The following is a 26,813-nucleotide window of genomic DNA, read 5'->3' as shown; positions in this document are numbered from 1 at the left end:
GGGGGGGGGGGGGGGCGGCGTACCGGACCTAAAGCTTCACCGGCTCCCCGACGTCGAGCACCTTCACTTCGGTGCCTTCAGGAGCGAGATTCGCGAACAGGCCGTAGTGCATCTGCGGCCGCGCGAGGACGGCTTCGTGGATCGGGACGGCGAGGCGCGGCGACACCGCACGCAGGTAGTCGACCGCCTCGCCGGCCTTGAGCCACGGGGCGCCGGTGGGCAGGCCGAGGACGTCGATCTTCTGTTCCGGCACGAAGAACGAGTCGCCCGGGTGATAGAAGGCGCCGTGATCGACGACGTAGCCGACGTTCGGGATCACCGGGATCTCCTCGTGGATCACCGCGTGCTCGCCGCCGACGACGTCAATGTCGCTGGACCCGATCTCGAAGGCGTCGCCGGGGTTCGCGATCTGGAACTCGGCGCCGATCTTCCCCACCGCTTCGGCGGAACCCGGGTCGACGACCAGCTTCACGCCGGGGTTGGCCTCCAGCAGCGCGGGCAGCCGGTCCAGGTCGAGGTGATCGAAGTGCTGGTGGGTGATCAGGATGGCGTCCAGTTCGCGCTCGCCTTCGAAACCCGTCGAGAAGGTGCCAGGGTCGATCAGGATCCGCGCGCCCTCGGTCTCCAGAAGCGTGCAAGCGTGTCCAAAGTGGACAATACGCATCGGTGTTCTCCTTCGCGGTAGGTCGATTCCAGCCTATGCCCGGATCAGGGCGTCGCCAAGTTCGGTGCGCCGGTAACGGACTTCGCGGCCGCGCCGCCGGGTGTTGAGCAGGCCCGCGGCGTGCATCGCGGTCAGATGCTGCGAGACCGTCGGCGCCGAGAAGCCCAGTCGTCGTGCCAGTTCGGTGGTGCTCGCCGGTTCGTTGAGCGTCGTGAGCAAGGCGGCCTTCGTCCGGCCGAGGACTCCCGCGAGCGCGCCGGGCGGGCGTTCGGGGTCCGACCAGAGTTCGGCCACGCCGCGGGCCGGATACAGCAGTGAAGGCTGCCACGGCTCCATCGTGATCACCCCGACCGAAGGCCACGCGAAGACGCCGGGAATCAGCAGGAGCCCGCGGCGGTCGAGGTGGACGCGGCCGCGTTCCTTCATCTCGATCACCAGGACGTCGTCGACCAGTCGGACCCGTGGGTGGATGTCCTCCAGTACCAGCGCGATTCCGCCCGCGGCCAGGCGACGTGAGCGTTCCTCGATGTCGGCGACGAGGAACCGGCGCATCCGGGGCCAGTGCGGTTCGACCAGTTCGGTCCAGGCGATCTCCATCTGGTCCGCCAGCAGATCCCTTGCCACGGCCGGGTCTTCGGGGAGACCACTCAGGTCGGCGTCTACTTTGGACAGTTCGTGGGCGACCTGATCCGGCGGCGTGCGGCGGATTTCGGCGAGCTGGGCGGACGCGGTGGTCTCCGGTCCGCTCGGCGGCGGGCTGAGGAAGTCGGTGATGTAGTGCCGCGCGCTCATCACTTTGGCGAAGTCCTCGATGGGCAGGTCCGGCAGTTTCGCGGCCGCCTCGCGCAGCCACGGCAGGTGGCTCGGATGCCCTCGCCGTCCGAGCAGCGTCTGCAACGCGCCCATGGTCTCGTCGAGCGGGGAGATGCCGAAGCGGACGCGGTTGGCGCTCTCGGCGGTGAGGACCAGCTCGATCATCGGATTAGGCTATGTCCTAATCAATGGTTCTCGCCAGGCCGCGTTCGGCAAGGTTCCCGGAATGACGTTGCTGCGTAATTCCGGGTATTGGCGCTGGTCGGCGGGGGTACAGCTGAATCGGCTGCCCGCCACGATGGCGCCGCTGGCCTTCACCGTGCTGACCACCGCGACGACCGGTTCGTACCGGCTCGGCGGGGTCATGATGGCCGTCTTCGTCGGCGCCGAGATGGCCGGCGCCGTGCCGACCGGACGGCTGCTCGACCGTGTCGGCCCCGCCCGCGGTCTCGTCGTGCTGCTGCCCCTGGTCGCCGCCGGGCTGTTCCTGCTGGCCGCGGTCGCTTCCGCCGGAGCCCCGGACTGGGCGTTGCTCGCGCTGGCGATTCCGCCGGGCCTGGTCGCGGGCGGGCTGAACGGCGGTTTCCGTACCCTGCTCGCCGGGACGGTGACCGAAGAGGAACTGCCGAGGGCGGTTTCGGTGGACGCGATGATCCTCGAAGGCGTCATCGTCGGCGGACCGCTGCTGGTGGCGCTCCTGGCGACGTCCGGACCGGCCGTCCCGGTCCTCGCGATGGCCGTCGTCGCCCTGCTCGCGGCACTGCTCGTGCCGCGACGGACGGTCCAGCGAGATCCACAAAGGACGGTCGAACGACAGTCGATCCCGGTCGCCGCCTGCGTGCCCTGGCTGGCGGGGTTGTTCACCGTCGGGCTCCTGCTGTCGACCATCGAAGTCGGGCTGCTGCCGCTCGTCCAGCGTCTCGGCGCCCCCGACTCGGCGACGGCGGTCGTCATCGTCGTGCTGTGCGCCGCGAGCATCACCGGAAGCGCGCTGTACGCGGCGCGCGGGAAGGTCGGCGATCCGCGGCTGTTCCTGGCCGGCTTCGTGCTCGGCGGGGTCGTCGTTTCGGCGGGTTTCGGATGGGCCGGGCTGCTCGGCGGGGTCGCGCTGATCGGGCTCTGCACCGGACCGCTGATGGCCGTCTCGTCGGTCAACCTGCAGAAGCTGCTGCCGGAACGCCGCCGGTCGGAGGGGTTCTCGCTGGCCTTCACCGTGCAGGCGTCGGGCTTCGGGCTGGGCTCGCTGGCGATCGGCGTGCTGCCGGTCTGGCTGTGCCCCCTTCTCGGTGTCCTTGCGGCTCTCGTCTCCTGTGCGATGCTGGTGGCACGCCCCAGGCGAGCTATTGGCACGCCGTCAGTAACGTCGTAGCCTGGGCTTTGAGCCGAGACACGGGAGAAGTCGATGACCGCAGTCCAGCCGAAGCCGACCGCGCACAGCGTGGGGGAGACCTTCGATTCCCTCAGCCCGGCGACCGACGAGGTCGTGGGCACCTACCCGGTGCACAGCAAGGAGGACGTCCGCGCCGCGATCGCCCGCGCGAGGGACGCCGCCGAATGGTGGGCCGGGCTCGGTTACGACGGCCGCGCCGAACGTCTGCGCCGCTGGAAGGGCGTCATCACCCGCAGGCTGCCGCAGCTGTGCCAGGTCGTGCGCGACGAGACCGGGAAGCCGATCGCCGACGCGCAGCTGGAGAGCGTCCTCGCCATCGAGCACATCGCGTGGGCGGGCAAGCACGCGCGCAAGATCCTCGGCAAGCAGCGCCGCGCGGCCGGGCTGATGATGTCGAACCAGGCGGCGACGGTGGAGTACCAGCCGCTCGGCGTCGTGGGCGTGATCGGCCCGTGGAACTACCCCGTGTTCACCCCGCTCGGTTCCATCGCCTACGCGCTCGCCGCCGGCAACACCGTCGTCTTCAAGCCGAGCGAGTACACGCCGGGCGTCGGGAAATGGCTGGTCGACGCGTTCAACGAGGTCGTCCCGGAGTGGCCGGTGCTGCAGCTGATCACCGGTTTCGGTGAGACGGGTGCTTCGCTCGTCACGGGCGGCGTCGACAAGATCGCCTTCACCGGTTCGACCGGCACGGGCAAGAAGATCATGGCCGCGGCCGCCGAGACGCTGACCCCGGTGATCATCGAGGCGGGCGGCAAGGACGCGGTCCTGGTCGACGCGGACGCCGACCTCGAGGCCGCCGCGGACGCGACCGTCTGGGGCGCGTTCTCCAACTCGGGCCAGACCTGCATCGGCGTCGAGCGGGTGTACGTTCACGAGCGCGTGCACGACGAGTTCGTCGCGAAGGTCGTCGAGAAGTCGAAGGACGTGCGGGCCGGTTCGGACGCGGCCGCGCAGTACGGCCCGGTGACGATGCCTTCGCAGCTTTCGGTGATCAAGCGCCACATCGCGGACGCCATCGAGCGTGGCGGCAAGGCGCTGGTCGGCGGTGTCGACGCGGTCGGTGACCGTTACGTGCAGCCGACGGTGCTCGTCGACGTGCCCGAGGATTCCGCGGCCGTGCAGGAGGAGACGTTCGGCCCGACCGTCACCATCGCCAAGGTCCGCGACATGGACGAGGCCGTCGAGAAGGCCAACGACACGAAGTACGGCCTCGGCTCGACGGTGTTCTCGAAGTCGCGCGGCCTCGAACTGGCCGGACGGCTGCGCACCGGCATGACGTCGATCAACGCGCCGCTTTCCTTCGCCGGTATCGCTTCGCTGCCCTTCGGCGGCGTCGGCGATTCGGGCTTCGGCCGGATCCACGGCCCGGAAGGCCTGCGCGAGTTCGCCCGCCCGAAGGCCGTCGCGCGGCAGCGTTTCACCGCGCCGATCGTGCTGACCTCGTTCTCCCGTAAGGAAAAGACCGACGCTCTGGTCGCGAAGCTGATCACGGTGCTGCACGGGAAACGCTGACGCCCCGCCTGTCAACCCCGCGTGCTAGGAACGGTCCTTTCCTTGCGAAATTTGCAAGGAAAGGACCGTTCCTAGCGTTTGCGGAGGCGTGAAAGGACCGGTCAAGCACCTCGGATGAGGTCAGCCGCCTTCTCCGCCACCATGATCGTCGGCGCGTTCGTGTTCCCGCGCGGCACCACGGGCATCACCGAAGCGTCCACCACCCGCAGCCCCTCCACCCCGCGCACCTTCAGCGACGGATCGACGACGGCGTTCTCGCCCGTCCCCATCGAGCAGGTCCCCACCGGGTGGTACAGCGTCTGCGTCTTCTCGCGCACGTAGTCGGCCAGTTCGCCGTCGGTCAGGTCGTGCCGCTCCGGCAGGAACGGCTTGTCCAGATACCGCGCCAGCGGACTGGACTTCCCGATCTCCATCAGGGCGCGCATCCCGGCGAGCATCTTCTCCATGTCGACGGACTCCGCGTAGTACGCCGGATCGATTTCGGGTTTCCACAAGGGATTCCCCGACTTCAACCGCAGACGTCCCCGGCTCGCGACGTCCACGAGGGTCGCCGCCGACGTGAAGCCCGGCACCGTCGGCTCGCGCATCCCGTTGTCGTAGAACAACGTCGGCGCGACGTGGATCTGCATGTCCGGCGGCGAAACTCCGTCCGCCGCGGGGAAGAACGCGCCCGCCTCACCGATGTTCGAAGCCAGCGGGCCGCGTTTGGTGAGCTGGTAGCGCACCAGGCCGGCGGGCGTCGCCGCGTCCACCAGGTCGGTGGTGCCGCGTGTCGACCAGATGATCCCGCAGGCCGGGTGGTCGTGCAGGTTGTCGCCGACGCCCGGAAGCGCGGCCACGACGTCGATCCCGTGCTCCCGCAGGTGTTCCGCCGGGCCGACGCCGGAGAGCATCAGCAGTTGCGGCGAGTTCACCGCGCCGCCGCTCAGCAGGACCTCGGTCGACGCGCGCACGGTCGTCTCGGTGCCTTGGTCCAAATAGGACACTCCGACCGCGCGGGTGCCTTCGAAGACGACGCGGGTGGCTTGCGCGTTGGTCCGCACGGTGAGGTTCGGGCGCGACAACGCCGGCCGCAGGTACGCGTCGGCCGTCGACCAGCGGCGACCCTTCTTGCAGGTCACCTGGTAGACGCCGGCGCCTTCCTGCGACTCGCCGTTGAAGTCGTCGGTGCGCTTGAGGCCCCAGGCCACGGCGGAATCGACCCAGGCGAGGGACAGTTCGTGGGTGAAGCGGCGGTCCTCGACGTGCAGCGGCCCGTCGGTGCCGTGCAGCGGGCCGCCGAGCCGCTGGTTCCCCTCCGCCCGTTTGAAGTACGGCAGGACGTCGTCGAAGCCCCAGCCCTCGGCGCCGTGCCCGTCACGCCAGCCGTCGTAGTCCGCGCGGTTGCCGCGGATGTAGATCATCGCGTTGATCGACGAGCAGCCGCCGAGTGTCTTCCCGCGCGGCCAGTACAGCGACTGGCCGGTGTGCTTCTGCTCGACCGTCTCGTAGTTCCAGTCCCATTTGGTCTTGAACAGACCGGGGAACGCGGCGGGGATGTGGATCTCGTCGGCGTCGTCCTCGCCGCCCGCTTCGAGCAGGAGCACCCGCGCCGACGGATCCTCGCTCAGCCGGTTCGCCAGTACGCATCCCGCGCTGCCCGCGCCGACGATCACGTAGTCGAAGGAGTCCTGATCGGCCACGGTGCCTCCTGCTGCTCGCCCGGTGTTGACGCCCCGCCAATGAGCTCATCTTGGCCCAGCGCCGCGCTCCGAGCATCCCCCAGACGAAGGATCGGTGCGAGCTCAGTCGGAGTCGGGTGAAAAAGAGGTCACGCAGGGGCCGCCCTCGGCGTCGTCCTCGGTCTCGATGCGGCCGGGGTTCCGGACGCCGTCGACCTCGCCCGTGAGGTGCAGGATCGTCTGTTTCGCCGTGGTCAGCACGTCGGCGTTGTCGACGGTGTACCTCGCCTCGCCGTGGATGATCTGCTGCACGCCTTCGCGGGTCGTGTCCGCCACCTTCTCGCACAGCACGGACAACGCCGCCGGGATGTCGCGCGCGTTGATCGCGTCGACGAACTTGTTCCCCGCCTCCTCCCCGGTCTTGACGTCCGGACGGGGCGACGGCTTCGTGTCGAGGCTCGGCAGCGGCTCGGGCTCGCCGCCGGTCTTGGCGTCGCGCACGCACCAGCCGCCCTCGGCGGGGATCATCGCGATCCCGACGGTCTGACCCCCGAGGGTGAACGCGGCCGAGTACTCCTGCGCCGCACGCTGGTGCGCGGGCGTGCTCAGCTGTGCGCCTTCGGAGACCGCCATCATCTGCTCGAAGGTGTACGACCGCTTCGAGCGGATCGGGCACCAGAGCTGGCTGACGCGACCTTCGCCGACGCCGTTCACGAACGACTGGCCCAGCTGCTCCGGCGTCGCGCGCGAGGTGGTGTCGGGCTTGGTCTTGAAGAACCCCGGCGTCACGAAGCCGGTGAACGCGACACCGCCCGCGATCAGGACGAAGACCAGCACCAGCGTGATCCAGAGCCCGGTCTTCGACTTCTTCGGCGCGTACTGCGGTTGCCCGTAGGTCATGCGGCAACCGTAGTGAAGTAGGCTCGGGCGGTACCCACGACCTGCGTGAATAAGGAGCAGCCTGCCGTGGCCCGAGTCGTCGTCGACGTCATGCCCAAGCCCGAAATCCTCGACCCGCAGGGCCAAGCCGCGCTCGGCGCGGCCGGTCGTCTCGGCTTCACCGGGATCACCGGGATCCGTCAGGGCAAGCACTTCGAGATCGAGGTCGACGACTCCGTCGACGACGCGACGCTCGAAAAGATCGCCGAAGGTTTCCTCGCGAACCCCGTGATCGAGCAGTGGACCATCAAGCGGGTGGACGCGTGAGCGCCCGTATCGGGGTCATCACCTTCCCCGGCACGCTCGACGACGGTGACGCGGCCCGCGCGGTCCGCTACGCCGACGCCGAGGCCGTGCCGCTGTGGCACGCGGACGAAGACCTCAAGGGCGTCGACGCAGTCGTCGTCCCCGGTGGCTTCTCCTATGGCGACTACCTGCGCGCCGGCGTCATCGCCCGGTTCGCGCCGGTGATGTCGTCGGTGATCGAGGCCGCCCACAAGGGCATGCCGGTGCTGGGCATCTGCAACGGCTTCCAGATCCTGTGCGAGGCCGGGCTGCTGCCGGGCGCGATGATCCGCAACGCGGGCCTGCACTTCATCTGCCGTGACCAGTGGCTGCGCGTCGAGCACAACGAGACCGCGTGGACCACCCGGTACGACAAGGGTGCCGAGATCCTCATCCCGATGAAGAACATCGACGGCTGCTACGTCGCCGAGCAGGCCACCCTCGACGAGCTGGAGGGTGAGGGCCGCGTGGTGTTCCGCTACGTCGGCGGCAACCCGAACGGCTCGCGCAACGACATCGCCGGGATCCGCAGCGAGAACGGCCGCGTCGTGGGGCTCATGCCGCACCCGGAGCACGCCATCGACGCCCTCACCGGCCCTTCCGACGACGGCCTCGGCATGTTCTACAGCGCGGTCGACGCCCTCGTCTCCGCCTGACAGCGTGCTAGGAAAGGACCGTTCCTTGCAAAATTTGCAAGGAACGGTCCTTTCCTAGCGTTTCAGGAGGCGGCGGCGACCAGGGCCGCGTAGGGCCCACCGGCCGCCAGTAGCTCCGCGTGCGAGCCGAGCTCGGTCACCCGGCCGCCCTCGATGACGGCGACCCGGTCGGCCGCGGCCGCCGTATGCAGCCGGTGCGCGATCGCGATCACCGTGCGCCCTTCGAGCACCGCGCTCAGCGACCGCTCCAGCTCCCGCGCCGAACCCGTGTCCAGCAGCGACGTCGCCTCGTCCAGCACCAGCGTGTGCGGGTCGGCCAGTACGACCCGCGCCAGCGCCAGCTGCTGCGCGATCGCCGCCGGAACGGCGACCGCCCCGGCCCCGACCTTCGTGTCCAGCCCGTCCGGCAGGCTCGCGACCCACTCCGAAGCCCCGACCGAGGTCAGCGCGGTCAGCAGCCGTTCGTCGGTCCAGTCCCCGGCCGGGAGCGTGAGGTTGTCCCGCAGCGTTCCCGCGAACACGTGCTGCTCCTGCGTCAGCAGCAGCACCTCACCGCGCAGGACATCGTCCGGCAGCGTCGACACCTCGGCGCCGCCGATCCGCACCGAGCCCGACGTCGGCGCCGACATCCCGGCCAGCAGCCGTCCCAGCGTCGACTTGCCTGCACCCGACGGTCCGACGATCGCCAGCCGTTCACCGGCGGGCACCCGCAGGTCGATCCCGTGCAGCACCTCGCGGTCCGCGTTGTAGCCGAAGCGCACATCGCGGACCTCGATGTCCTGGCCGCGCGGAGCCTCCGAAGCCTCATCTGAAGACCCAGCAGGCCGAACGCCCAGCAGCCGCCGCAGCGAGACCCCCGCGACCTGCATGTCCGCGAGCCAGAACAGTGCCTCATTCAATGGACCTGTCATGACCTGCGAATACAGCAGCATCGCGGTGATCGTGCCGAGCCCTTCCCAGCCGTTCGAGTAGGCGAGCAGACCCAGCCCGAGCATCACCGGCACCGGCAGTACGTAACTGATCTCCAGCGACGGGATCCACCGCATCTGCAGTGCCCGGACCTTGCGCTCGCCCAGCATCGCCGCGTCGAGACCGTCGTGCCCGGTCCGGATCCGGCGGCCGGTCAGGTTCAGCGCCTCGGCCGTCCGCGCGCCCTCCGCGGTCTCGTGCGTGGTGGACTGCAGCTCGGACCACTTGTCCAGCATCCGCCGCATCACGTCCGGGATCCGCCGCTGGTACCAGATGTTCACCGGCACCAGCAGCGGCAGCGCGACCAGCAGGCCCAGCGCCAGGAACGGGGACGTGATCACCATCGCCACCACGGTGAACACCACCGTGACCGCGGCGATCAGGATCTCCGGCGCGCCGAAGCGCACCGCGTGGTCGATACGGCTGACGTCGGTGGTCGCCCGGCTGAGCAGGTCACCGGTGCCCGCGGCCTCGACCGTCCCGAGCGGCAGGTCCAGCGCGTTCCCGACGAACTCCTCGCGGTTCTTCGCCAGGATCCGCTCGCCGAACACCCGCGCGCGAAGCCGCGCCAAACCCTTGAACCACGCCTGCGCGCCCAGCACGACCACGAACGCGATCGCCAGCCAGGTGATCGTGGCGGTCGTCGTGCCGCCGACGACCTCGTCCACCAGCGCGCCCAGCAGTTGTGGCCCGGCCAGCCCGATCGCGGTCGCGACGCAGAACAGGCCGAGCATCACGGAGAACTCGCGCTTGTTGGCGCGCGCGGTCTCCCTGATCCATCGTCGAACGTCTTTCTTGTCTGCCAGCGGCAGCTTCTTCATGCCGGTACTTTCGAATCGATGACCTCGTCGGCCACATGTGTCCACAAAGGACTTTGACTGAACACGACGGTGGTCTTGCCGCGCCGCAGCTTCGCGACGCGTTCGGTTATGCGGGCTTCGGTATGCGCGTCGACGGCCGAGGTCGGCTCGTCGAGCAGCAGGACGTCGGCGTCGGTAGCCAGCGCGCGGGCCAGGTTCAGCCGCTGCCGCTGACCGCCGGAAACCTCACGTCCGCGTTCGCCGATCACCTCGTCGACGCCGTTGGGCAGCGCGTCCACGATGTCCTCGGCGTCCGCCGCGTACAGCGCTTCGGCGATCTCGACGTCGCCAGGCTGGGCGGGGCTGACCTGCTCGCGCAGCACACCGGAGAACCAGATGTCCTGGTTGTGCGCGAACACGACCCGCCGCCGCAGCTCGTCGAGGGCGACCCGGTCCACCGGAACCCCGCCGACGAGAGCACGTTCACTCGGATCGGTGAACCGCGCCATCCGTGACGCCACCGCTTCGGCGTCGGCCCCGACGTCGATGACGGTCAGCTTCCCGGCCTCGACCTTGATCCCGGACGTCTCGTCGTACAGGTCCAGCGGGCCTTCCGGCAGCGGCACCGGATGCTCCGGCTCGGCGAGCGTGCGTTCGGTGGACAGCAGTTTGCACACCTTCCGCGCCGAAACCAGCGCGGCGCTCAGCACGCCGGCGAACTCGGTCGCCGTCGTCACCGGGATCACCAGGAACACCGAGACGCCGTAGAACGTGATCAGCTCGCCGACGCCGATGGTGCCGTTGATCGCCAGTTGCGCGCCCAGCCAGGTGATGACCACCGTGACCAGACCCGGCAGCGCGACCTCCGCCGCCGCGAGCCACGCCTCGCTGCGCCCGACCTGGACGCCGGCCGCGCGGACCTTCTGGCTGGAGCGGCGGAAACGATCGAGGAACTGCTTCTCGCCGCCGACCCCGCGAAGGATCCGCAGGCCGGAGACGATGTCCGCGGCCAGCGCGTTGACCTCGGTCTTCTCCTCGCGCTGCTTCGTCTGGCGCTTCTCCAGCGGCTTCAGCAGCGGCCCGATACCCACCACCGCCAGCGGGACACCGATCAGCGCGACCATGCCGAGCAGCGGGGACGTCGTCAGCAGCGCCGTCGCGCAGACGATGAACGCGATCAGCGAACCGAACGCCCGCCCGAGCACCTCGAAGGAGTCGCCGATCGGGTTGATGTCGCTGGTGGTGATCGCGACCACGTCACCCGTGGTGGTCGTGTCCCTCAGGTTCGCGCCCAGCTTCGCCGCGTGTTCGGTGGCGAGCCGCTGCGTCACCCCGGCGCCGTGGATCCAGCAGCCGTAGGACGCGAAATGCTGCACCGTGCCCGCGAGCGTCTGCGCGATCCCGAGCCCGGCGGCCGCGAGGCCCCACAGCCAGACGGAATCGCCGTCGCCGCGGCCGATCGCGTCGATACCCCGGCCGATCGCGACCGGCAGCAGGGCGATCGGCAACGACCACAGCGCACCGCTGATCGCCGAGACGGCGAGCAGTCCCGGGCGCGCGAGCATCATCCTGACCAGGTACCGCCAGGCGGTCGGCTTGGCGGGCAGTCGCAGTCGCGGAAGGGGATATGTGGCGGAAAGCACGATTATCGACGGTAAGCGGATCACCGCCGCGGGCGCGACCGATTTATCCGTGGGCGACCGAGAGGTGAACAACCCTCTCCCTTATTCTGGCGGCCGTGGCGAACCCTGATGCGGACACCGTGACCAGCACCGTTGACACCACTCAACACGCCGAGGCGACCCCCGAGCAGACCCAGCCGTACGTCGAACTCGGCCTCGCCGACGACGAGTACGCCCGGATCCGGGAGATCCTCGGCCGCCGTCCGACCGACGCCGAACTGGCGATGTACTCGGTGATGTGGAGCGAGCACTGCTCGTACAAGTCCTCGAAGAAGCACCTGCGCTACTTCGGTGAGACGGCCACTCCCGAGATGAAGGAGAAGATGCTCGCCGGTATCGGCGAGAACGCGGGCGTCGTCGACATCGGCGAGGGCTGGGCGGTCACCTTCAAGGTCGAGAGCCACAACCACCCGTCCTACGTCGAGCCGTACCAGGGCGCCGCGACCGGCGTCGGCGGCATCGTGCGCGACATCATGGCGATGGGCGCGCGCCCGCTCGCGGTGGCGGACGCGCTGCGCTTCGGCCCGGCGGACGCCCCCGACACCCGCCGCGTGCTGCCCGGCGTGGTCGCCGGCGTCGGCGGCTACGGCAACTGCCTCGGCCTGCCGAACATCGGCGGCGAGCTGGTGTTCGACCAGAGCTACTCCGGGAACCCGCTGGTCAACGCCCTGTGCGTCGGCGCGATGCGCGTCGAGGACCTGCACCTGGCCTTCGCCTCGGGCAAGGGCAACAAGATCATCCTGTTCGGCGCGCGTACCGGCCTCGACGGCATCGGCGGCGTGTCCGTCCTCGCCAGCGACACCTTCTCGGGTGACGAAAGCTCGGGCGGCCGCAAGAAGCTGCCCAGCGTCCAGGTCGGCGACCCCTTCACCGAGAAGGTGCTCATCGAGTGCTGTCTCGAACTGTTCGCCCAGAAGCTCGTCGTCGGCATCCAGGACCTCGGCGGCGCCGGGCTCTCCTGCGCGACGTCGGAGCTCGCGGCCGCCGGTGACGGCGGTATGCACATCTACCTCGACCGGGTTCCGTTGCGCGCCACCGGGATGACCCCGGCGGAGGTGCTCTCCAGCGAATCGCAGGAGCGGATGTGCGCGGTCGTCTCGCCGGAGAACGTCGAGGCGTTCATGAAGGTCTGCGAGAAGTGGGACGTCATCGCCACCGACATCGGCGAGGTCACCGACGGCGAGCACCTGGTCATCACCTGGAACGACGAGATCGTCGTCGACGTCCCGGCGCACACCGTGGCGCACCAGGGCCCGGTGTACGACCGCCCGATCCAGCGGCCGTCCACACAGGACGCCCTGCAGGCGGACACCTCGGCCAAGCTGCCGCGTCCGTCCACTTCGGACGAACTGCGCGCCGACATCCTCAAGCTCATCTCGTCGCCGAACCAGGCGTCGAAGGAATGGGTGACCTCCCAGTACGACCGCTACGTGCGCGGCAACACCGTTTCCGCGCAGCCGTCGGACTCGGGTGTCATCCGCATCGACGAGTCGACCGGCCGCGGGGTGGCCGTTTCGACGGACTGCAACAGCAAGTTCGTCTACCTCGACCCGTACGAGGGCGCGAAGCTCGCCCTGGCCGAGGCGTACCGCAACGTCGCCACCAGTGGCGCGAAGCCGGTCGCGGTCTCGGACTGCCTGAACTTCGGCGCGCCGACCGACCCGGGTGTGATGTGGCAGTTCGAGCAGGCCGTGCACGGTCTGGCCGACGGCTGCGTCGAACTCGGCATCCCGGTCACCGGCGGCAACGTCAGCTTCTTCAACCAGACCGGTGACGTCGCCATCCTGCCGACGCCGGTGGTCGGCGTGCTCGGCGTGATCGACGACGTCACCCGCCGCATCCCCACCGGGATCGGCGCGGAGGCCGGGGAAACCCTGCTGCTGCTGGGCGAGACCCACGACGAGCTGGACGGTTCCGCCTGGGCGCGCGAACTGCACGGCCACCTCGGCGGCCGCCCGCCGCGCGTGGACCTGGCGCGCGAGAAGCTGCTCGCCGACATCCTCATCGCCGGTTCCCGCGACGGCATGATCTCCGCCGCGCACGACATCTCCGACGGTGGCCTGATCCAGACGCTCGTCGAGACCGTCCTCATCGGACAGTGCGGTGCCCGCGTCTTCCTCGACACGGAGCAGGACCCGTTCGTGCAGCTGTTCTCCGAGTCCGCGGGCCGGGTGCTGGTCGCCGTGCCGCGTACCGAGGAACTGCGGTTCACCGAGATGCTGACCGCGCGCGGCCTGCCGTGGCGCAAGACCGGCGTGGTGGACCCGGAATCGGGCTCGCTCGAACTCCAGGGCATCACGGAGTTCACGCTGGAGGAGCTTCGGGAGCCTTGGGAGCGCACGCTCCCAGCCATCTTCGACTGATACGTCGCACCTTCCCCAAGTACATGAAGGCCCCCTTCCTTGCGCTAGACGCAAGGAAGGGGGCCTTCACGTACTGCGGCCGGGAAGCGTCGAACCGGCCGCGAACTTCGCGCCCTCAAGCGACGGCGGCTCCGCGAAGGTGGCCACGCCGAAGTCGACGGGTTTCTCCACGACGAGATAGTCCAGCGACACCTTGCGTTCGAAGCGAGCCCTCGTGAGGTCGAGCGTCCCGTGGATGGTCACGTCCTTGAGCGAGAACTTCCCGGAAACCTGAGCGTCGGTGAGATCCACATAGCTCGCCACCTCGCAGCGATCCGCGCCGAACCAGCCGACCCGCCTGCCGAGCAGTTCGAGCTTGTCGAGCCGGGCGTCGCTGAGGTTGAGTCCCAGCGTCGGCCCGGTGGTGCCGGCGTGGGGAAGGATGTCGCGGATCAGCCGCTCGGCCGCGCGCCGGACCAGCCGTTCGCGTTCCGCGGCCGCCTCGGTTTCCTTGTCCCAGTCGGTCTCGCTCGGGAACTTCGGATGGTCGAACGGGCGTCGCAGGTAGGCGCACAACACGTCGAGCACCGTCTGCCGGTACTCCGGCCGGGTCCTGGCCAGCCCCGCGAGCGAATGCATCGCCCCGACCCGCACCTGATCGGCCTCGTTGCCCAGCAGTTCGATCGACTTGGCGAACCGCTCGTCGGAGATCCGGCTGCGCTCGATCTCGTGCCTGTCCTCTTCGGTCCGCCTTCGCCGGTCGTTGAGCCACAGCCCGTAGAGCGCGGCGATCGCCCCGCCCGCCAGCGCGCCGGTCTTGAGCGCGTCGCCGCGGCTGGTCGCGCGATCCGTGAGCAGCCAGGCGGTGACCCCCACGAGCACCACGACCGACGACAGCAACGTCCACAACAACGGGGACTTGAGCAGGCGTCTCATACGTCCTTCATCGTGAGCCGGGCACGGCCGTCCGGCAGCGTTTCGACGGACCAGTCCGCCGGGAGTTCGTGATCCCTCGCCGGGTCCACCGAAGTGTTGTACAGCGACACGGAACCCGGTGCCTTGCGGAACTTCAGGTCCCCGAACCCTTCGAACCGCGCACGGCGCAGATCCAGCGTCCCCTCGAATTCGGCGTCCGTGAAGACGGCGTCCTTCGCGAAGACACTGTCCTTAAAGGACGTTTCGCCCGCGAACTTGGTGCCGCGGAACTCGGCGTCCTCGCTGAACTGCACCCCGCTGAACCACGCCCGCCGCTCGAACTTGGCTTCGTTGCACCGGAAGTAACCGATCCGCTTGCCGGTCTCCGTCCCGGCGCCGGTCAGGTAGACCGGCCCGAGGAACACGCAGCCGGACAGGTTGGTGCTGCTGTACAGACCGGCATAGCGGAGCAGGAGCTTGCCGACCTTCCGCTCGGACAGGTCGAAGTACTCCAGCACGGCCCCGGTGAGGTCGAGGTCGTACCCGGGCGCGTCCTCGGCATCCGCGGCCGGCAGCAGGTCCCCGATGAGCCGCTGGGCGGTCTGCCGCACCTGGAGTTCCTGCTCCTGCTCGGGCTTACCCCGTGCGGGAAGCTTGTTCCCCGGACGTTTCGCCTCTCCTTCGTAGCGCGGATGGTCGAACGGCCGCCGCAGGTACGAGCACAGGATGTCCAGCACGGTCTGCCGGTACAACTCGCGACCGCGGGCCAGCCCCGCCAGCGCGTGCAGCGCACCCACCCGCACCTGGTCGGCGTCGTGCCCGAGCAGCTCGACGGCCTTCGCGAACCGTTCGTCCGAGATCCGGTCCCGGTCCTGGTCGGCCCGCCGCAGCTCCAGCTCCTGCCGCTGCCGTTCGACCTCCTGCCGTCGTTCCTCCACCCGGCGTCGCCGGTCGTTGAGCCACAACGCGTACAGCGCGACGATGGCGGCGCCGGCGACACCGCCGGTCTTCAACGCCTCACTGCGGCTGGTCGCCGGATCCGTCAGCAACCAGCCGCCGACCGCGAGCAACAGGACGAACGAGAGGACGAACGTCCACAGCAACGGGGAGCGGAGGAACCGCCTCATCGGGCCTTGGAGACCAGAAGCGAAGAGACGCACCAGGAGCCGGACTGGCTCTGCGCGAACATCGTTCCCTTGGCGTCCTCACCTTCGACCGTGCCGGTGATCTCGGCCATGACGAGGTTGGTCGTCCCCTGCGTCCGCTTGACCTCGGCCGTGGAGCCCGGCGGAAGGAAGACGTCGAGCACGGAGCCCATGCTCGACCGACGGTTCTCGCAGGCCAGGGCGATCGCCCCTTGCCGGTCGCCCGACGAGATCTTGGCGAGGAAGTCCTGGATGACCTTGACGCCCGCAGGATCGCCGGAGCTGCTGCCGCCGCTTTCGGTGCTCCGCGGGGTCCTGGTCGTGCTCGACTTCGGGCTGCTGCTCTGCGGCGCGGAGGTCGGCGCGGGCTCGGACGACGAGGGCGGCGCGGCCACCGGCTCGTCCTTGCTCAGCAGGAAGCCCGGCGCGACGAACCCGGTGACACCGAACGCCACCAGCACGACCACGCCGATCACGATCCCGATGATCAGTCCGGTCTTGCTCTTCTGCGGCGGCGCGGGCGGGCCACCGAAGCCCTGCTGGTAACCCTGCTGATTCGGGTCCCAGCCCTGCTGCGGCTGCTGGTACTGCTGCGTCTGGTCCCAGCCCTGCTGGGGCTGCTGCTGGTACTGCTGAGTCTGGTCCCAGCCCTGCTGCTGGCCGTACTGCTGAGGCTGACCGTACTGCTGGTTCGGGTCCCAGCCACCCTGCTGCGGCTGCTGTCCCTGTGGGTCCTGGCCATAGGGCTGGCCTGGCTGGGGTGGGTAGGTCATCGGTCTCGCCTTCCGTACTGGGGCCTGAGGCTTCAGATCAGACGACCGGCGGTCAGCGCTGGTTCCGGATCCGCCCGTGCCAGGGATTTCCAAGGGGAAAATACCCCGCGCGCGAAAACGGCTCCCGGCCGAGGCCGGGAGCCGTTCTTCACGGAATGCGCAGCTCAGCCGTTGGCCAGTGCCTGCAAGCGGTCGTAAGCGCCGTTGAAGGTGTTCTGGTCGAGCGGGCTGGAGGTGTACTGCCACACGGTGTAGAAACCCCAGCCGTAGGGCAGCGTGCCCACGGTGGACGCGTAGCGCGCGATCCACAGCGGGACCGTGCCACCGAAGTTCTGCGACGTGCCGACGCAGGTGCTCCACCAGCTCGTGGAGGTGTAGATGACGGGCCAGCGGCCGGTGCGCGCCTTGTACCGGTCGTGGAACGCCCGGATCCACGAACCCATGGCGGACTGGCTCAGCCCGTAGCAGGTCGCGCCGTACGGGTTGTACTCCATGTCCAGCGCGCCCGGCAGCGTCTTGCCGTCCTTCGACCAGCCACCGCCGTTGTTGATGAAGAAGTCGGCCTGCGCCGCGCCGCTCGAGACGTTCGGCAGGGCGAAGTGGTACGCGCCGCGGATGAAGCCCTTGTTGTAGGAACCGTTGTACTGCTGGGCGAAGTACGGGTTCTTGTAGCTGGTGCCTTCGGTGGCCTTGGTCCACACGAAGCGCTTGCCCTGGTTCCACCAGTAGTTCCAGTCGACGTTGCCCTGGTAACTGGCCACGTCCATCCCCGCGACCGTCGCGAGCACGCCGACCTCGGGCTGCGGCTGGGCGGCCTTGGCCTTCGACTCGGGGGTGGAGGTGTCGCCTTCCACGCGCCGGATCTGCGATCCGATCGTGTGGTCGTTCTGCTGGAGATCCTGTTCGATCGACATGATCTCGGGGGACGGGGCGGCCGACGCCTGGACCGTGCTGCTGAGCAGGAGCAGCGCGGAGCCGACGGCGATGGCGATTCTTCGGGAAGTGCGCATCACGACAATCCCTTCACGGATAACCCTCGCTGAGGACGGCGACCTTGCAGGTGGTAGCCGTCCGGGCACGATTGTTGACGACGGGTGCCGGGTTTGTCACTAACTTCCGTGAAATTGGTACTACGCGTGGGTGATTTTCATTTCCAAGTAGGTCGAGTTATGTGATCTTGTAACGCCCACTCGGGTGAGTGTTCAGCCGAGCGACAGCGCGCGCACGCGGTCGATCGTGCCGTTGAACCAGTTCTGGTCGCCGGGGAGACTGCCCTTGTTCGAGAACTGCCAGATGGTCTGGTGCTTCCAGCTCGCGGGCAGCTCGCCGATCTCCGTGTTGTAGCGCGCGATCCACAGCGGGTTCTGCCAGAAGACGTTGCTGTTGCCCGTGCAGCGTTTCCACCAGCTCGTCGACGTGTAGATCGCCGGATGCCGCCCGGTCCGCCACAGATAGGTCTCGGCGAACGACGCCATCCACGCGACCATCTGCGCCGGCGTCTTGCCGTAACAGGTTTCGCCGTACGGGTTGTATTCGACGTCGAGTGCGCCGGGCAGTGTCTTGCCGTCGCCGGACCAGCCGCCGCCGTGGTCGACGAAGTAGTGCGCCTGCGCCGCGCCGTCCGAGATGTCGGGGCGTGCGAAATGGTAGGCGCCGCGGATCAGGCCGACGCCGTAGGAACCGTTGTACTGCTGGGGAAACCGGGGATTGACGAAGCCGGTGCCCTCGGTGGCCTTCACATAGACGAACTTCGCGCCGGTCCTCGCGGCGCCGGGCCAGTCGACGTCGCCCTGATGGCCGCTGACGTCGTGGCCGAGCGTCTGCGCCTCACCGCCGTACAGCGGCCCCACCGACACGTTGACGCCTTCGTGCAGCGCGATCTGGGAACCGGCGTAATGCTCCTCGGCCCCGTCGTACCTGGGCCCGCTTTCCCGTGCGACGGCGGGGGTCTGCGCGAGCAGCAGAACCCCCGCCGCGAGGACGGCCCCCCAGCCTTTCGAACACACTCTGCGACTCATCACGTCGCCACGATCCCCCGGAAAAAGGGAATCAGCGACTCGAACATCACCCGAAAGAGTTGCTTTCGGGCCCAAAAAATTGGGCCGAGTGGGTTAATCGGGCCCTAACGACGCTCGTCTGAAAGGGCTTTGTCGAGGTGCTCCGAGGGGACGATCGCGGTGAGCCGGTCGTGGGGGTTGATCGTCACGGGGTGCCCGGCGAGCAGCGGGACCATGTCCCGGCCCAGCACCGCGCGGGCGTGCGGCCATTCGCGCGGGACCAGCGATTTGGCCGTGTACGCGGGCACGAGCACCTTGCCGTCGGTGTTGTGGAAGCCGATAACGGTGCGCTGCACCGGCGAAAGGGCGTAGACGAACAGCGTCGAGTCGAGGATGACGCGCGGCAGGTCGGCGGCCGGGCGGTGGTTCGTGCGCACCAGCTGGAGGAGCTGCTCGAGCTCGTTGCGCGGCTCCGGGAAGCCGAGCGCCTTGGGCGAGGGACGGTAGCGATCGTTGGGGTGGAAGTCCTCGACGATCTCGCCGCCGCCGTTCACCGGGTACGCGCCGACGACCGCCCAGGACGGCACCGGGCCGTCGGGATCGAAGGCCTCGTCGATGACGTAAAGCCAGCTGTTCGGGTTGGCCTTGGCGTTGGCGCGCATCTCTTCGGTGATCTTCGGCTTCTTCTTGCCCGCCGGGCTCGACGCCAACCGATCCGCCTCGTCCCGCTGCGCCATCGCCATCCCCACGTTCCGGGTGCCTGAAGGTTTGTTCGCGCTCACTCTACTGTTCTCCCATGGCCTCTTCGCGTACGGTCGACCCCGCTGAGTTACGAGCCGCGATCGCGGCGATTTCCCCCTGGTTGAGCGGATCCGGTCCGGAACCGGCCCGTCCCGAGCTGGCCGCGGCGGTGCGGCTGAGCCTGCGGACGCTGGCCGGGGACGCCCCGGGGAAGAGTGTCGAAGTGCGGGTGCCGCCGTTCGCGGCTGTGCAGTGTGTCGAAGGATTGCGCCATACCCGCGGGACCCCGCCGAACGTCGTCGAAACGGATCCGCGTACTTGGCTGGAACTGGCGACCGGGCTGCTCGGCTGGGCCGACGCCGTCGAATCGGGGCGGGTCACCGCCTCCGGGAGCAGGGCCGATCTGGCCCGGTGGCTGCCCTTGGTCCGCCTCTAGACCCCGCCCTGGCGTGCAATGAAAGGTCCTTTCCTCGCAAATTTTGCCAGGAAAGGACCTTTCATTGCAGCCGGAAGGCGGTCTTAAGCCTTACGGCCGATGCCGCCCGAGATGGTCCGCTGGGCCGCGTTCAGCTCCTTGATCCGCGGGCCGTCCGGCCACCAGTCCACGCACAGCTTGACGCCGGGCTCGACCATCTCGAGGTCGTGGAACAGCTCCTCGATCTCGGCCTTGGTACGGAAGGTGCCCGAGCCCATCGGGCTGTGGATGAAGAAGTCCTCCATCTTGCGGGCGGTCTCGGACAGCTCGTCCTCCGGGTCGGAGAAGTGCGAGATCGCCACGTACGAACCCGACGGCAACGCGTCGATGTACTTCTTCATGATCTGGGCCGGCGCTTCCTTCGGCCCGTTGTAGTGGTGCAGCGTCCCGAGCTGCAGCAACGCGATCGGCTGCGAGAAGTCGATGTGCCGCCGGATGTCCGGGTTGTCGATGATCCGCTCCGGCTCGAAGATGTCGTCCGAGACGAAGTGCGTGTTCTCGTTCTCCTCGAGCAGCGCCCGCCCGTGGGCGAGCACGACCGGGTCGTTGTCGACGTAGACGACCTTGATCTCCGGGTTGATCCGCTGCACGACCTGGTGCGTGTTCTCCGCCGTCGGCAGGCCGGATCCGAGGTCCAGGAACTGCGTGATGCCCGTCTGGCTGGCGAGGAACCGGCAGGCGCGGATCAGGAAGCCGCGGTTCTCGGTCGCCAGGTCCTGCGCCTCCGGGGCGGCCTGCTGGACCTTGCGCAGCACCTCCCGGTCGATCTCGTAGTTGTCCTTGCCGAGCAGGAAGGCGTCGTACACCCGGGCGATGCTGGCCCGGGTCGGGTCGACACCCACAGGCACTCGTTCCGTCCGGGTCGGGGCGTCGGGCATCTTGAACCTCACAAAACTGTGTCGGAAGTCTCGGGCTCTACGTAGAGTAGAACCACGTACGCGACGGGTAAACCGAGCCATCCCTGTCGTGTCGAGGCCCAAACGTGTACTTTCAGTAATCGGCTTGTTCTCCTGTGAGTGTCGTCGCGCGAAAGGTCCCCGGTCGATGAACGCGGTCACCCCGCCTGGCGGTGAGCAGTCCCTGGGTCCCACCGCGCGACGGATGATCCTCGGCTCTCAGCTCCGCCGGATGCGCGAGGACGCGGGCATCACGCGCCAGGAGGCCGGCTACAGCATCCGCGGCTCGGAGTCGAAGATCAGCCGCCTCGAGCTCGGCCGCGTCGGGTTCAAGGAACGCGACGTCGCCGACCTGCTGACCATGTACGGGATGACCGATCCCGGTGAGCGGCAGCAGTTCCTCGACATGGTCAAGGAGTCGAACGAGCCGGGTTGGTGGCGCCGCTACGGCGACCTGATGCCGAGCTGGTTCAACGACCTCGTCGGGCTCGAAGAGGCCGCCGCCCGCATCCAGGTGTGGGAGCCGCTGTACGTCACGGGCCTGCTGCAGACCGAGGACTACGCGCGGGCGATCATGAGCCACGGCCGCAAGGACATGGTCAACGAGCAGATCGACCGCCGGGTCGCGCTGCGGATGCGGCGCCAGAAGATGCTGTCGCGGCCGGACGCGCCGCGGTTGTGGCTGGTGCTCGACGAGTCGGTGCTCCACCGGCCGATCGGCGACCGCGAGGTCCTGAAGGCGCAGATCGACCACCTGTTGGAGATGATCCAGCAGCCGAACATCTCGGTGCAGGTCCTCCCGTTCGACCGGAGTGGCTACTCCGCGGACAGCGCGTTCTCGCTGCTCAGGTTCGCGGAAGAGGAATTGCCGAACATCGCGTACACCGAGTACCTGACCGGCGCGCACTACATCGACAAGCGCGACGAGATCGAGCGGTACAGCCGCGCGCTGGACATGCTCGCCGTCGACGCGGAGACGCCGGACCGCAGCCGCCAGATGCTGATGAAGCGCCGCGCCGAAATCTGAGTCGATCACCGTTGTGGGGCTGACCGCCGTTCCGGGGACGGCCGGGGTTTTCTTGCGGTCACCCGAAATTCCGGCAACAAGTCGTAGATGTTCACCCGTTGGAGACAGTGCGCGTCACCCTTTGGTGGGACGGCTGAGGACTTAAGTCATCACTGCACGCGAATTCTGCAAAAACTTCTGCACGTGCATTTACCGCTGCAGTCACACGTGCTAACTTTGGGATCACAGGCAAATGCACATGCAGATGCATCGCCCGAAGTCTTCTGTCGGGGAAGGTGGGGACCATGGCTGAACAGTTCGACAACGGCATCCCGGCCGATCGTCTTACCGGCGCGCAATGGCGCAAAGCGAGCTACAGCAACGCGATCGGCAACTGCGTGGAGGTGGCACCGCTCGCGTCCGGCGAGATCGCGATGCGCAACTCGCGCTTCCCGACCGGTCCCGCACTCGTCTACACCCAGGCCGAGATGGCCGCGTTCCTCGCGGGTGCCAAGGACGGCGAATTCGATGACGTTCTCGGGTGACACCATCACCGCGGAAATCACCGACATCGAAAGCGGCCTGCAGGAACTGATCCACCGCGGGTACCAGTTCGTGCACCCGTGCGACGCGAACGGCGAGGTCATGGCCGTGGTCGGCGTGCGAGTCCACGACAACGTGGTCGACGTGGTCCGGCTCAACGCCGAGGACGACGTCGTCGCGACCCGCATGCCGGGCACCGAGGAGGACATCCTCGAACCCGAGGTCTGGTTGTGGCGGTTCACCGGAGACGCGGCGACGGTGCTGACGGCACTGCTCGCGCTCCCGGACGAGCGCACACCCGGCTCGCTCCACCTCCCGGAGACCGCGGCCAAGGGCTGCTGGGTCCCCGGCCGCGGCGGCACGTCCAAGTGGCTGGCTGCCGGCTAGTCAGCTCCTAAGCACAGTCGACCGCCTCTGTCGAGGGGGAGCGGTCGGCTGGTCGGGGGTCGTGAGTGACGGGTCTTGACACCCGCTCGTCACTCACGGTCACAGTGTCACCCCAGCTCGAAGCGTGTCCAGCGCCACCTCGTGCGGCGCGTTGATCTCCTGCTCACCGTTTACACTGGTGGCGGCCTGCCCTCTTTCTCCCTGGGAGCACCTCGGTGGTTTCCGACCCGTCCCTCGCCGGACAGCCCGTGACCGACCAGCCCGATCCGGAACCCCGCGAGGAATGCGGTGTCTTCGGTGTCTGGGCGCCCGGAGAAGAGGTCGCGAAGCTGACCTACTACGGGCTCTACGCACTTCAGCACCGCGGCCAGGAAGCGGCCGGCATCTCGGTCTCCGACGGTTCGCAGATCGTCGTCTTCAAGGATCTCGGCCTGGTCAGCCAGGTGTTCGACGAGCAGGTCCTGCAGTCGCTGCAGGGACATATCGCCGTCGGGCACTGCCGCTACTCGACCACCGGCGCGACCATCTGGGAGAACGCGCAGCCGATCTTCCGCACCACCGCGACCGGCAGCGGATTGTCCTTCGCGCACAACGGGAACCTCGTCAACACCGCGGAACTGCGGGATCGCACGGTCGAGGCCGGGCTCAAGCCGCACGCGGGCCTGACCGGTTCGTCCAGCGACTCCGACCTGGTGTGCGGGCTGCTCGCGGCCAACGCCGCCGACAAGGGCATCGAAGCCGCCGCGCTGGAACTGCTGCCCACCCTCAAGGGAGCGTTCTGCCTGGTCTTCGCCGACGAGTCCACTCTCTACGCCGCGCGCGACCCGCACGGCGTGCACCCGCTGGTGCTCGGCAGGCTCGAACGCGGCTGGGTGGTCGCGAGCGAGACGGCCGCGCTCGACATCTGCGGCGCGTCGTTCGTCCGCGAGGTCGAGCCCGGTGAGCTCATCGCGATCGACGCCGAGGGCCTGCGCTCCTCGCGGTTCGCGAACCCCGAGCCCAAGGGCTGCGTCTTCGAGTACGTGTACCTCGCGCGCCCCGACACCTCGATCGCCGGCCGCAGCGTGCACGCCACCCGCGTCGAGATCGGCCGCAAACTCGCCGCCGAGCACCCGGCCGACGCCGACCTGGTCATGCCGGTGCCCGAATCCGGCACCCCGGCCGCCATCGGCTACGCGCAGGGCTCCGGCATCCCCTACGGCACCGGCCTGGTGAAGAACGCCTACGTCGGCCGCACCTTCATCCAGCCGTCACAGACCATCCGGCAGCTGGGCATCCGGCTGAAGCTGAACCCGCTGCGCGACGTCATCCGCGGCAAACGGCTCGTGGTGGTCGACGACTCCATCGTCCGCGGCAACACCCAGCGCGCGCTGGTCCGCATGCTGCGGGAGGCGGGCGCGCTCGAGGTGCACGTCCGGATCGCGTCGCCGCCCGTGCGCTGGCCGTGTTTCTACGGCATCGACTTCGCCTCCCGCGCCGAACTGGTGGCCAACGGCGTCGACCTCGACGGCATCCGCCGCTCCATCGGCGCCGACACCTTGGGCTACATCTCCCTGGACGGGCTGGTCGCGGCGTCGGAGCAGCCGAAGTCGCGGTTGTGCACCGCGTGCTTCTCCGGTGAGTACCCGATCGCGCTGCCCGAAGACGCGCTGATCGGGAAGCACCTGCTGGAGAGCCTGGACTCGGTGAATGGCGCGGCGAAGCCCGTCAGCCCTGCCGGGTACGGTGCTGAGGACGCCATCCGGCGTCCCTAGACCTCTCTTCCAGAGTTGGAGTCCGCTTCCGTGAGCGAGTCCACGAGCGCCACGTACGCCGCCGCCGGCGTCAGCATCGACGCCGGTGACAAAGCCGTCGAGCTGCTCAAACCGCACGCCGAGAGGGCCACGAGGCCCGAGGTGATGGGCGGCGTCGGCGGTTTCGCCGGGCTGTTCTCCCTGAAGCTGGACAAGTGGAAAGAGCCGGTGCTGGCCTCGTCGACCGACGGGGTCGGCACCAAGATCGCCGTCGCCCAGGCGCTCGACAAGCACGACACGGTCGGCATCGACCTGGTCGCGATGGTCGTCGACGACCTGGTCGTCACCGGCGCCGAGCCACTGTTCATGCAGGACTACATCGCCGTCGGCAAGGTCGTGCCGGAGAAGATCGCGGCGCTGGTCGGCGGGATCGCCGAGGGCTGTGTCCAAGCGGGCTGCGCGCTGCTCGGCGGCGAGACCGCGGAGCACCCCGGCCTGATGGGTGAGCACGACTACGACCTCTCGGGCACCGGCATCGGTGTCGTCGAGGCGTCGAACGTGCTGGGCCCGGAGCGGGTCCGCCCCGGCGACGTCGTCCTCGCGCTCGGCTCGTCCGGCCTGCACTCCAACGGCTACTCGCTGGCCAGGCACGTGCTGCTGGACATCGCGCGCATGCCGCTCGACGGGCACGTCGAGGAGTTCGGCCGTTCGCTGGGCGAGGAGATGCTGGAGCCGACCAGGATCTACGCGAAGGACTGCCTCGCGCTGGCGGCCGAGGCCGACGTCCGCACGTTCGCGCACGTCACCGGTGGTGGCCTGGAGCAGAACCTCGCCCGCGTCATGCCGCGCGGCCTGGTCGCGCGGCTCGAACGCGGCACCTGGACCCCGGCGCCGGTGTTCGCGCTGATCGGCCACCGCGGCAAGGTCGAACGCGCCGAACTGGAGAAGACGTTCAACATGGGCGTCGGCATGGTCGCGATCGTCGGCGCCGACGACGTCGACCGCGCGCTCGCGATGCTGACCGCGCGGCACGTGCCGGCGTGGATCCTCGGCGACGTGCAGCCCGCGGAAGACCCGGACGGCCCGCGCGCCGTGCTGTCGGGCGACCACCCGCGCTTCTGATTTAACGGCTTGGCCTCGGGTGACACACTGGGTCCGTGGCTGATGACGTGGTGATCGGTACCCGGTTCGTGATCCCGGGTGCCGAATTGAGCGAACGGTTCTCCCGGTCTTCGGGCCCGGGTGGGCAGGGCGTGAACACCACGGACTCGCGGGTCGAACTGTCCTTCGACGTGGCCGGTTCGGCGTCCGTCCCGGAGCATCTCCGGGCGCGGATGCTGGACCGGCTTTCGTCGCGCTTGGTCGACGGCGTCGTCACGATCGCCGCGTCCGAACACCGCTCCCAGCTGATGAACCGGGAAGCCGCGCGGGCGCGGCTGGTGATGCTCCTGACGGACGCGTCGGCGCCCCCGGCCGCCAAGCGGCGTCCCACCAAACCCTCACGGGGTTCGAAGGAACGCCGCCTGGCGTCGAAGAAGCGCCGCGGCGAGGTCAAGAAGTCACGCCGAGGCGGCTATTCAGATGACTGACAGGTGCACGCACTCGGCCGCGGTCTCGAACCCGACCCGGCCGTAGACGCGTTCCGCCTGCCCGGCGCCCGGCGTCAGGAACACCGACCGGCCGCCGCGCGCGTGTGCTTCACGCGTCAGGTACTCCGTCATCGCCGCGGCGATCCCGCGGCTCCGGTACTCCTCGAGCACCCCGATCCCGGCGATCTCCGTCGCGCCGTCGAGGATCGCGGTCGCGACTCCGCCGCCGACGACCTCGCCGTTCTCGTCGACCGCCATCACCGAGATGGTCTCGCCGCTCAGCTGATCCGGCGACGGGTCGAGGTGTTCGTCGGGATCGGTCTCCCCGAACGCCACGTTCTGCGCCCGGATCATCTGCCGGAGTTCGCCCTCGGTCTTCGGGGTGACCAGGCTGATCCCGGCTGGTTTCGGCTGTTCGACGATCTGCCCTGGGGTGCAGATCATCAGCGGAACCCGCCGCTCCAGCGTGTAACCGCACCGGACGAGCACGGCTTCGGCAGCCGGAACGGCTTCGGTGAGGAACTCCAGACGCGGCGTGAGGCCGCGTTTGCGGAACGCCTCGGTGAGCGCGGCGACGTCGTCCTCGGTGGGGACGGCGCCGTCGTCGGGGATCGCGTAGTTGAGGAAAGGGCTGCTGGATTCGAGGTAGTACGTGGCCAGGAACGGCCCGATCCGCTCGGTTTCGCGGAATTTCGCCGCGGTGAGGCGGATGTAGGACTGCAGAGCACGAATCGTCTCGGAAAGCACTGGTGGAAAGCCTTTCGGGCAGAAGAAAGAGACGCACGGGAGGAACCGCGTGCGTGGTGGGCTGGCGGGTGCGCCGGCTAGCTCGTGCCGACGCCACCGAAGGCGTCAGGCATGAGGCATCCCTCTTTCTCGGTACGTAGGGCTTTCGCG

The 26,813-nt window shown here is 68.6% G+C and carries 26 protein-coding genes; 12 read left to right on the top strand and 14 right to left on the bottom strand.

What is annotated here, in order from left to right; genetic code table 11:
- Window positions 1-28 precede the first annotated feature (28 nt).
- Both AMK34_RS15075 and AMK34_RS15070 read right to left on the bottom strand, forming a co-directional pair.
- A complete protein-coding gene (locus AMK34_RS15075) occupies window positions 29-664 on the bottom strand; it encodes an MBL fold metallo-hydrolase (protein ID WP_073845777.1) in 636 nt (211 codons plus the stop codon).
- 33 nt (window positions 665-697) lie between these two features.
- Window positions 698-1,642, bottom strand: a complete 945-nt coding sequence (locus AMK34_RS15070; protein ID WP_073845776.1) for an ArsR/SmtB family transcription factor — start codon at window positions 1,640-1,642, stop codon at window positions 698-700.
- Between the two features lie 61 nt (window positions 1,643-1,703).
- Between AMK34_RS15070 and AMK34_RS15065 the strand changes: the two genes are divergently transcribed.
- Window positions 1,704-2,846: an MFS transporter gene (locus AMK34_RS15065; protein ID WP_073845775.1), complete on the top strand. Its 1,143-nt coding sequence runs from the start codon at window positions 1,704-1,706 to the stop codon at window positions 2,844-2,846.
- 33 nt (window positions 2,847-2,879) lie between these two features.
- Complete coding sequence (locus tag AMK34_RS15060; protein WP_038521413.1) at window positions 2,880-4,382, top strand: aldehyde dehydrogenase family protein; 1,503 nt, start codon at window positions 2,880-2,882, stop codon at window positions 4,380-4,382.
- A 101-nt stretch (window positions 4,383-4,483) separates the two neighbouring features.
- Here the strand turns inward: AMK34_RS15060 and AMK34_RS15055 are convergent, their stop codons facing one another.
- Both AMK34_RS15055 and AMK34_RS15050 read right to left on the bottom strand, forming a co-directional pair.
- Window positions 4,484-6,064 (bottom strand): GMC family oxidoreductase, encoded by a 1,581-nt coding sequence (locus AMK34_RS15055; RefSeq protein WP_073845774.1) that lies wholly within the window; start codon window positions 6,062-6,064, stop codon window positions 4,484-4,486.
- Window positions 6,065-6,166: 102 nt separating this feature from the next.
- Window positions 6,167-6,943 (bottom strand): hypothetical protein, encoded by a 777-nt coding sequence (locus AMK34_RS15050; RefSeq protein ID WP_073845773.1) that lies wholly within the window; start codon window positions 6,941-6,943, stop codon window positions 6,167-6,169.
- 66 nt (window positions 6,944-7,009) lie between these two features.
- Between AMK34_RS15050 and purS the strand changes: the two genes are divergently transcribed.
- Both purS and purQ read left to right on the top strand, forming a co-directional pair.
- Window positions 7,010-7,249, top strand: coding sequence for a phosphoribosylformylglycinamidine synthase subunit PurS (gene purS / locus AMK34_RS15045; RefSeq protein WP_005152565.1), 240 nt, complete (start codon window positions 7,010-7,012; stop codon window positions 7,247-7,249).
- Complete coding sequence (gene purQ, locus AMK34_RS15040; protein ID WP_037334697.1) at window positions 7,246-7,923, top strand: phosphoribosylformylglycinamidine synthase subunit PurQ; 678 nt, start codon at window positions 7,246-7,248, stop codon at window positions 7,921-7,923. Before purS ends, purQ begins: the two co-directional genes overlap by 4 nt.
- A 62-nt stretch (window positions 7,924-7,985) precedes the next feature.
- Here the strand turns inward: purQ and AMK34_RS15035 are convergent, their stop codons facing one another.
- Complete coding sequence (locus AMK34_RS15035) at window positions 7,986-9,713, bottom strand: ABC transporter ATP-binding protein (protein WP_073845772.1); 1,728 nt, start codon at window positions 9,711-9,713, stop codon at window positions 7,986-7,988.
- Entirely contained in the window at window positions 9,710-11,335 is a 1,626-nt protein-coding gene (locus AMK34_RS15030) for an ABC transporter ATP-binding protein (protein ID WP_073845771.1), read from the bottom strand. The genes AMK34_RS15035 and AMK34_RS15030 overlap by 4 nt, the downstream gene beginning before the upstream one ends.
- Window positions 11,336-11,454: 119 nt before the next feature.
- Here AMK34_RS15030 and purL point away from each other — a divergent pair, with 119 nt between their 5' ends.
- Window positions 11,455-13,737 carry a phosphoribosylformylglycinamidine synthase subunit PurL gene (gene purL, locus AMK34_RS15025; RefSeq protein WP_143202503.1) on the top strand — a complete coding sequence of 761 codons (2,283 nt, stop codon included), beginning with the start codon at window positions 11,455-11,457 and terminating at the stop codon, window positions 13,735-13,737.
- A gap of 66 nt (window positions 13,738-13,803) precedes the next feature.
- Here the strand turns inward: purL and AMK34_RS15020 are convergent, their stop codons facing one another.
- From AMK34_RS15020 to AMK34_RS14995, 6 genes are all read right to left on the bottom strand, one after another.
- Window positions 13,804-14,652, bottom strand: a complete 849-nt coding sequence (locus AMK34_RS15020; RefSeq protein ID WP_073845769.1) for a hypothetical protein — start codon at window positions 14,650-14,652, stop codon at window positions 13,804-13,806.
- Window positions 14,649-15,758 (bottom strand): pentapeptide repeat-containing protein, encoded by a 1,110-nt coding sequence (locus AMK34_RS15015; protein ID WP_073845768.1) that lies wholly within the window; start codon window positions 15,756-15,758, stop codon window positions 14,649-14,651. The genes AMK34_RS15020 and AMK34_RS15015 overlap by 4 nt, the downstream gene beginning before the upstream one ends.
- Complete coding sequence (locus AMK34_RS15010; protein ID WP_073845767.1) at window positions 15,755-16,549, bottom strand: Twin-arginine translocation protein TatA; 795 nt, start codon at window positions 16,547-16,549, stop codon at window positions 15,755-15,757. Before AMK34_RS15010 ends, AMK34_RS15015 begins: the two co-directional genes overlap by 4 nt.
- A 164-nt stretch (window positions 16,550-16,713) precedes the next feature.
- Entirely contained in the window at window positions 16,714-17,559 is an 846-nt protein-coding gene (locus tag AMK34_RS15005) for a lysozyme (RefSeq protein WP_038521386.1), read from the bottom strand.
- Window positions 17,560-17,751: 192 nt separating this feature from the next.
- Entirely contained in the window at window positions 17,752-18,567 is an 816-nt protein-coding gene (locus AMK34_RS15000; protein WP_037334716.1) for a lysozyme, read from the bottom strand.
- A 104-nt stretch (window positions 18,568-18,671) separates the two neighbouring features.
- On the bottom strand, window positions 18,672-19,289 hold the full coding sequence (locus AMK34_RS14995; protein WP_037334719.1) for a type VII secretion system-associated protein: 618 nt from the start codon (window positions 19,287-19,289) through the stop codon (window positions 18,672-18,674).
- Between the two features lie 53 nt (window positions 19,290-19,342).
- Here AMK34_RS14995 and AMK34_RS14990 point away from each other — a divergent pair, with 53 nt between their 5' ends.
- The gene (locus AMK34_RS14990; RefSeq protein WP_073845766.1) at window positions 19,343-19,723 is read left to right on the top strand and encodes a sterol carrier family protein; all 381 of its coding nucleotides are present in this window, start codon (window positions 19,343-19,345) and stop codon (window positions 19,721-19,723) included.
- 83 nt (window positions 19,724-19,806) lie between these two features.
- Here AMK34_RS14990 and AMK34_RS14985 read toward each other — a convergent pair whose 3' ends face one another.
- Complete coding sequence (locus AMK34_RS14985; RefSeq protein ID WP_038521380.1) at window positions 19,807-20,604, bottom strand: SAM-dependent methyltransferase; 798 nt, start codon at window positions 20,602-20,604, stop codon at window positions 19,807-19,809.
- A gap of 202 nt (window positions 20,605-20,806) precedes the next feature.
- Here AMK34_RS14985 and AMK34_RS14980 point away from each other — a divergent pair, with 202 nt between their 5' ends.
- From AMK34_RS14980 to arfB, 6 genes are all read left to right on the top strand, one after another.
- A complete protein-coding gene (locus AMK34_RS14980) occupies window positions 20,807-21,685 on the top strand; it encodes a helix-turn-helix domain-containing protein (protein ID WP_038521377.1) in 879 nt (292 codons plus the stop codon).
- A 284-nt stretch (window positions 21,686-21,969) separates the two neighbouring features.
- Window positions 21,970-22,209 (top strand): DUF397 domain-containing protein, encoded by a 240-nt coding sequence (locus AMK34_RS14975; RefSeq protein WP_038521375.1) that lies wholly within the window; start codon window positions 21,970-21,972, stop codon window positions 22,207-22,209.
- Entirely contained in the window at window positions 22,193-22,594 is a 402-nt protein-coding gene (locus tag AMK34_RS14970; protein ID WP_038521372.1) for a hypothetical protein, read from the top strand. Before AMK34_RS14975 ends, AMK34_RS14970 begins: the two co-directional genes overlap by 17 nt.
- A gap of 215 nt (window positions 22,595-22,809) precedes the next feature.
- Window positions 22,810-24,348 (top strand): amidophosphoribosyltransferase, encoded by a 1,539-nt coding sequence (purF, locus tag AMK34_RS14965; protein ID WP_007032554.1) that lies wholly within the window; start codon window positions 22,810-22,812, stop codon window positions 24,346-24,348.
- A 30-nt stretch (window positions 24,349-24,378) separates the two neighbouring features.
- Window positions 24,379-25,449, top strand: coding sequence for a phosphoribosylformylglycinamidine cyclo-ligase (purM, locus tag AMK34_RS14960; protein WP_038524798.1), 1,071 nt, complete (start codon window positions 24,379-24,381; stop codon window positions 25,447-25,449).
- Window positions 25,450-25,484: 35 nt separating this feature from the next.
- Window positions 25,485-25,916, top strand: coding sequence for an alternative ribosome rescue aminoacyl-tRNA hydrolase ArfB (arfB, locus tag AMK34_RS14955; protein WP_016338029.1), 432 nt, complete (start codon window positions 25,485-25,487; stop codon window positions 25,914-25,916).
- Here arfB and AMK34_RS14950 read toward each other — a convergent pair.
- On the bottom strand, window positions 25,905-26,663 hold the full coding sequence (locus AMK34_RS14950) for a GNAT family N-acetyltransferase (protein WP_083649868.1): 759 nt from the start codon (window positions 26,661-26,663) through the stop codon (window positions 25,905-25,907). The two genes, arfB and AMK34_RS14950, sit on opposite strands and share 12 nt — an antisense overlap.
- Window positions 26,664-26,813 lie beyond the last annotated feature (150 nt).

Source organism: Amycolatopsis sp. CB00013, from assembly GCF_001905755.1.
Taxonomy (GTDB): Bacteria; Actinomycetota; Actinomycetes; order Mycobacteriales; family Pseudonocardiaceae; genus Amycolatopsis; species Amycolatopsis japonica.
The sequence above is the reverse complement of the archived record's forward strand: the minus strand, read 5'-3'. Positions and strand labels throughout refer to the sequence as shown.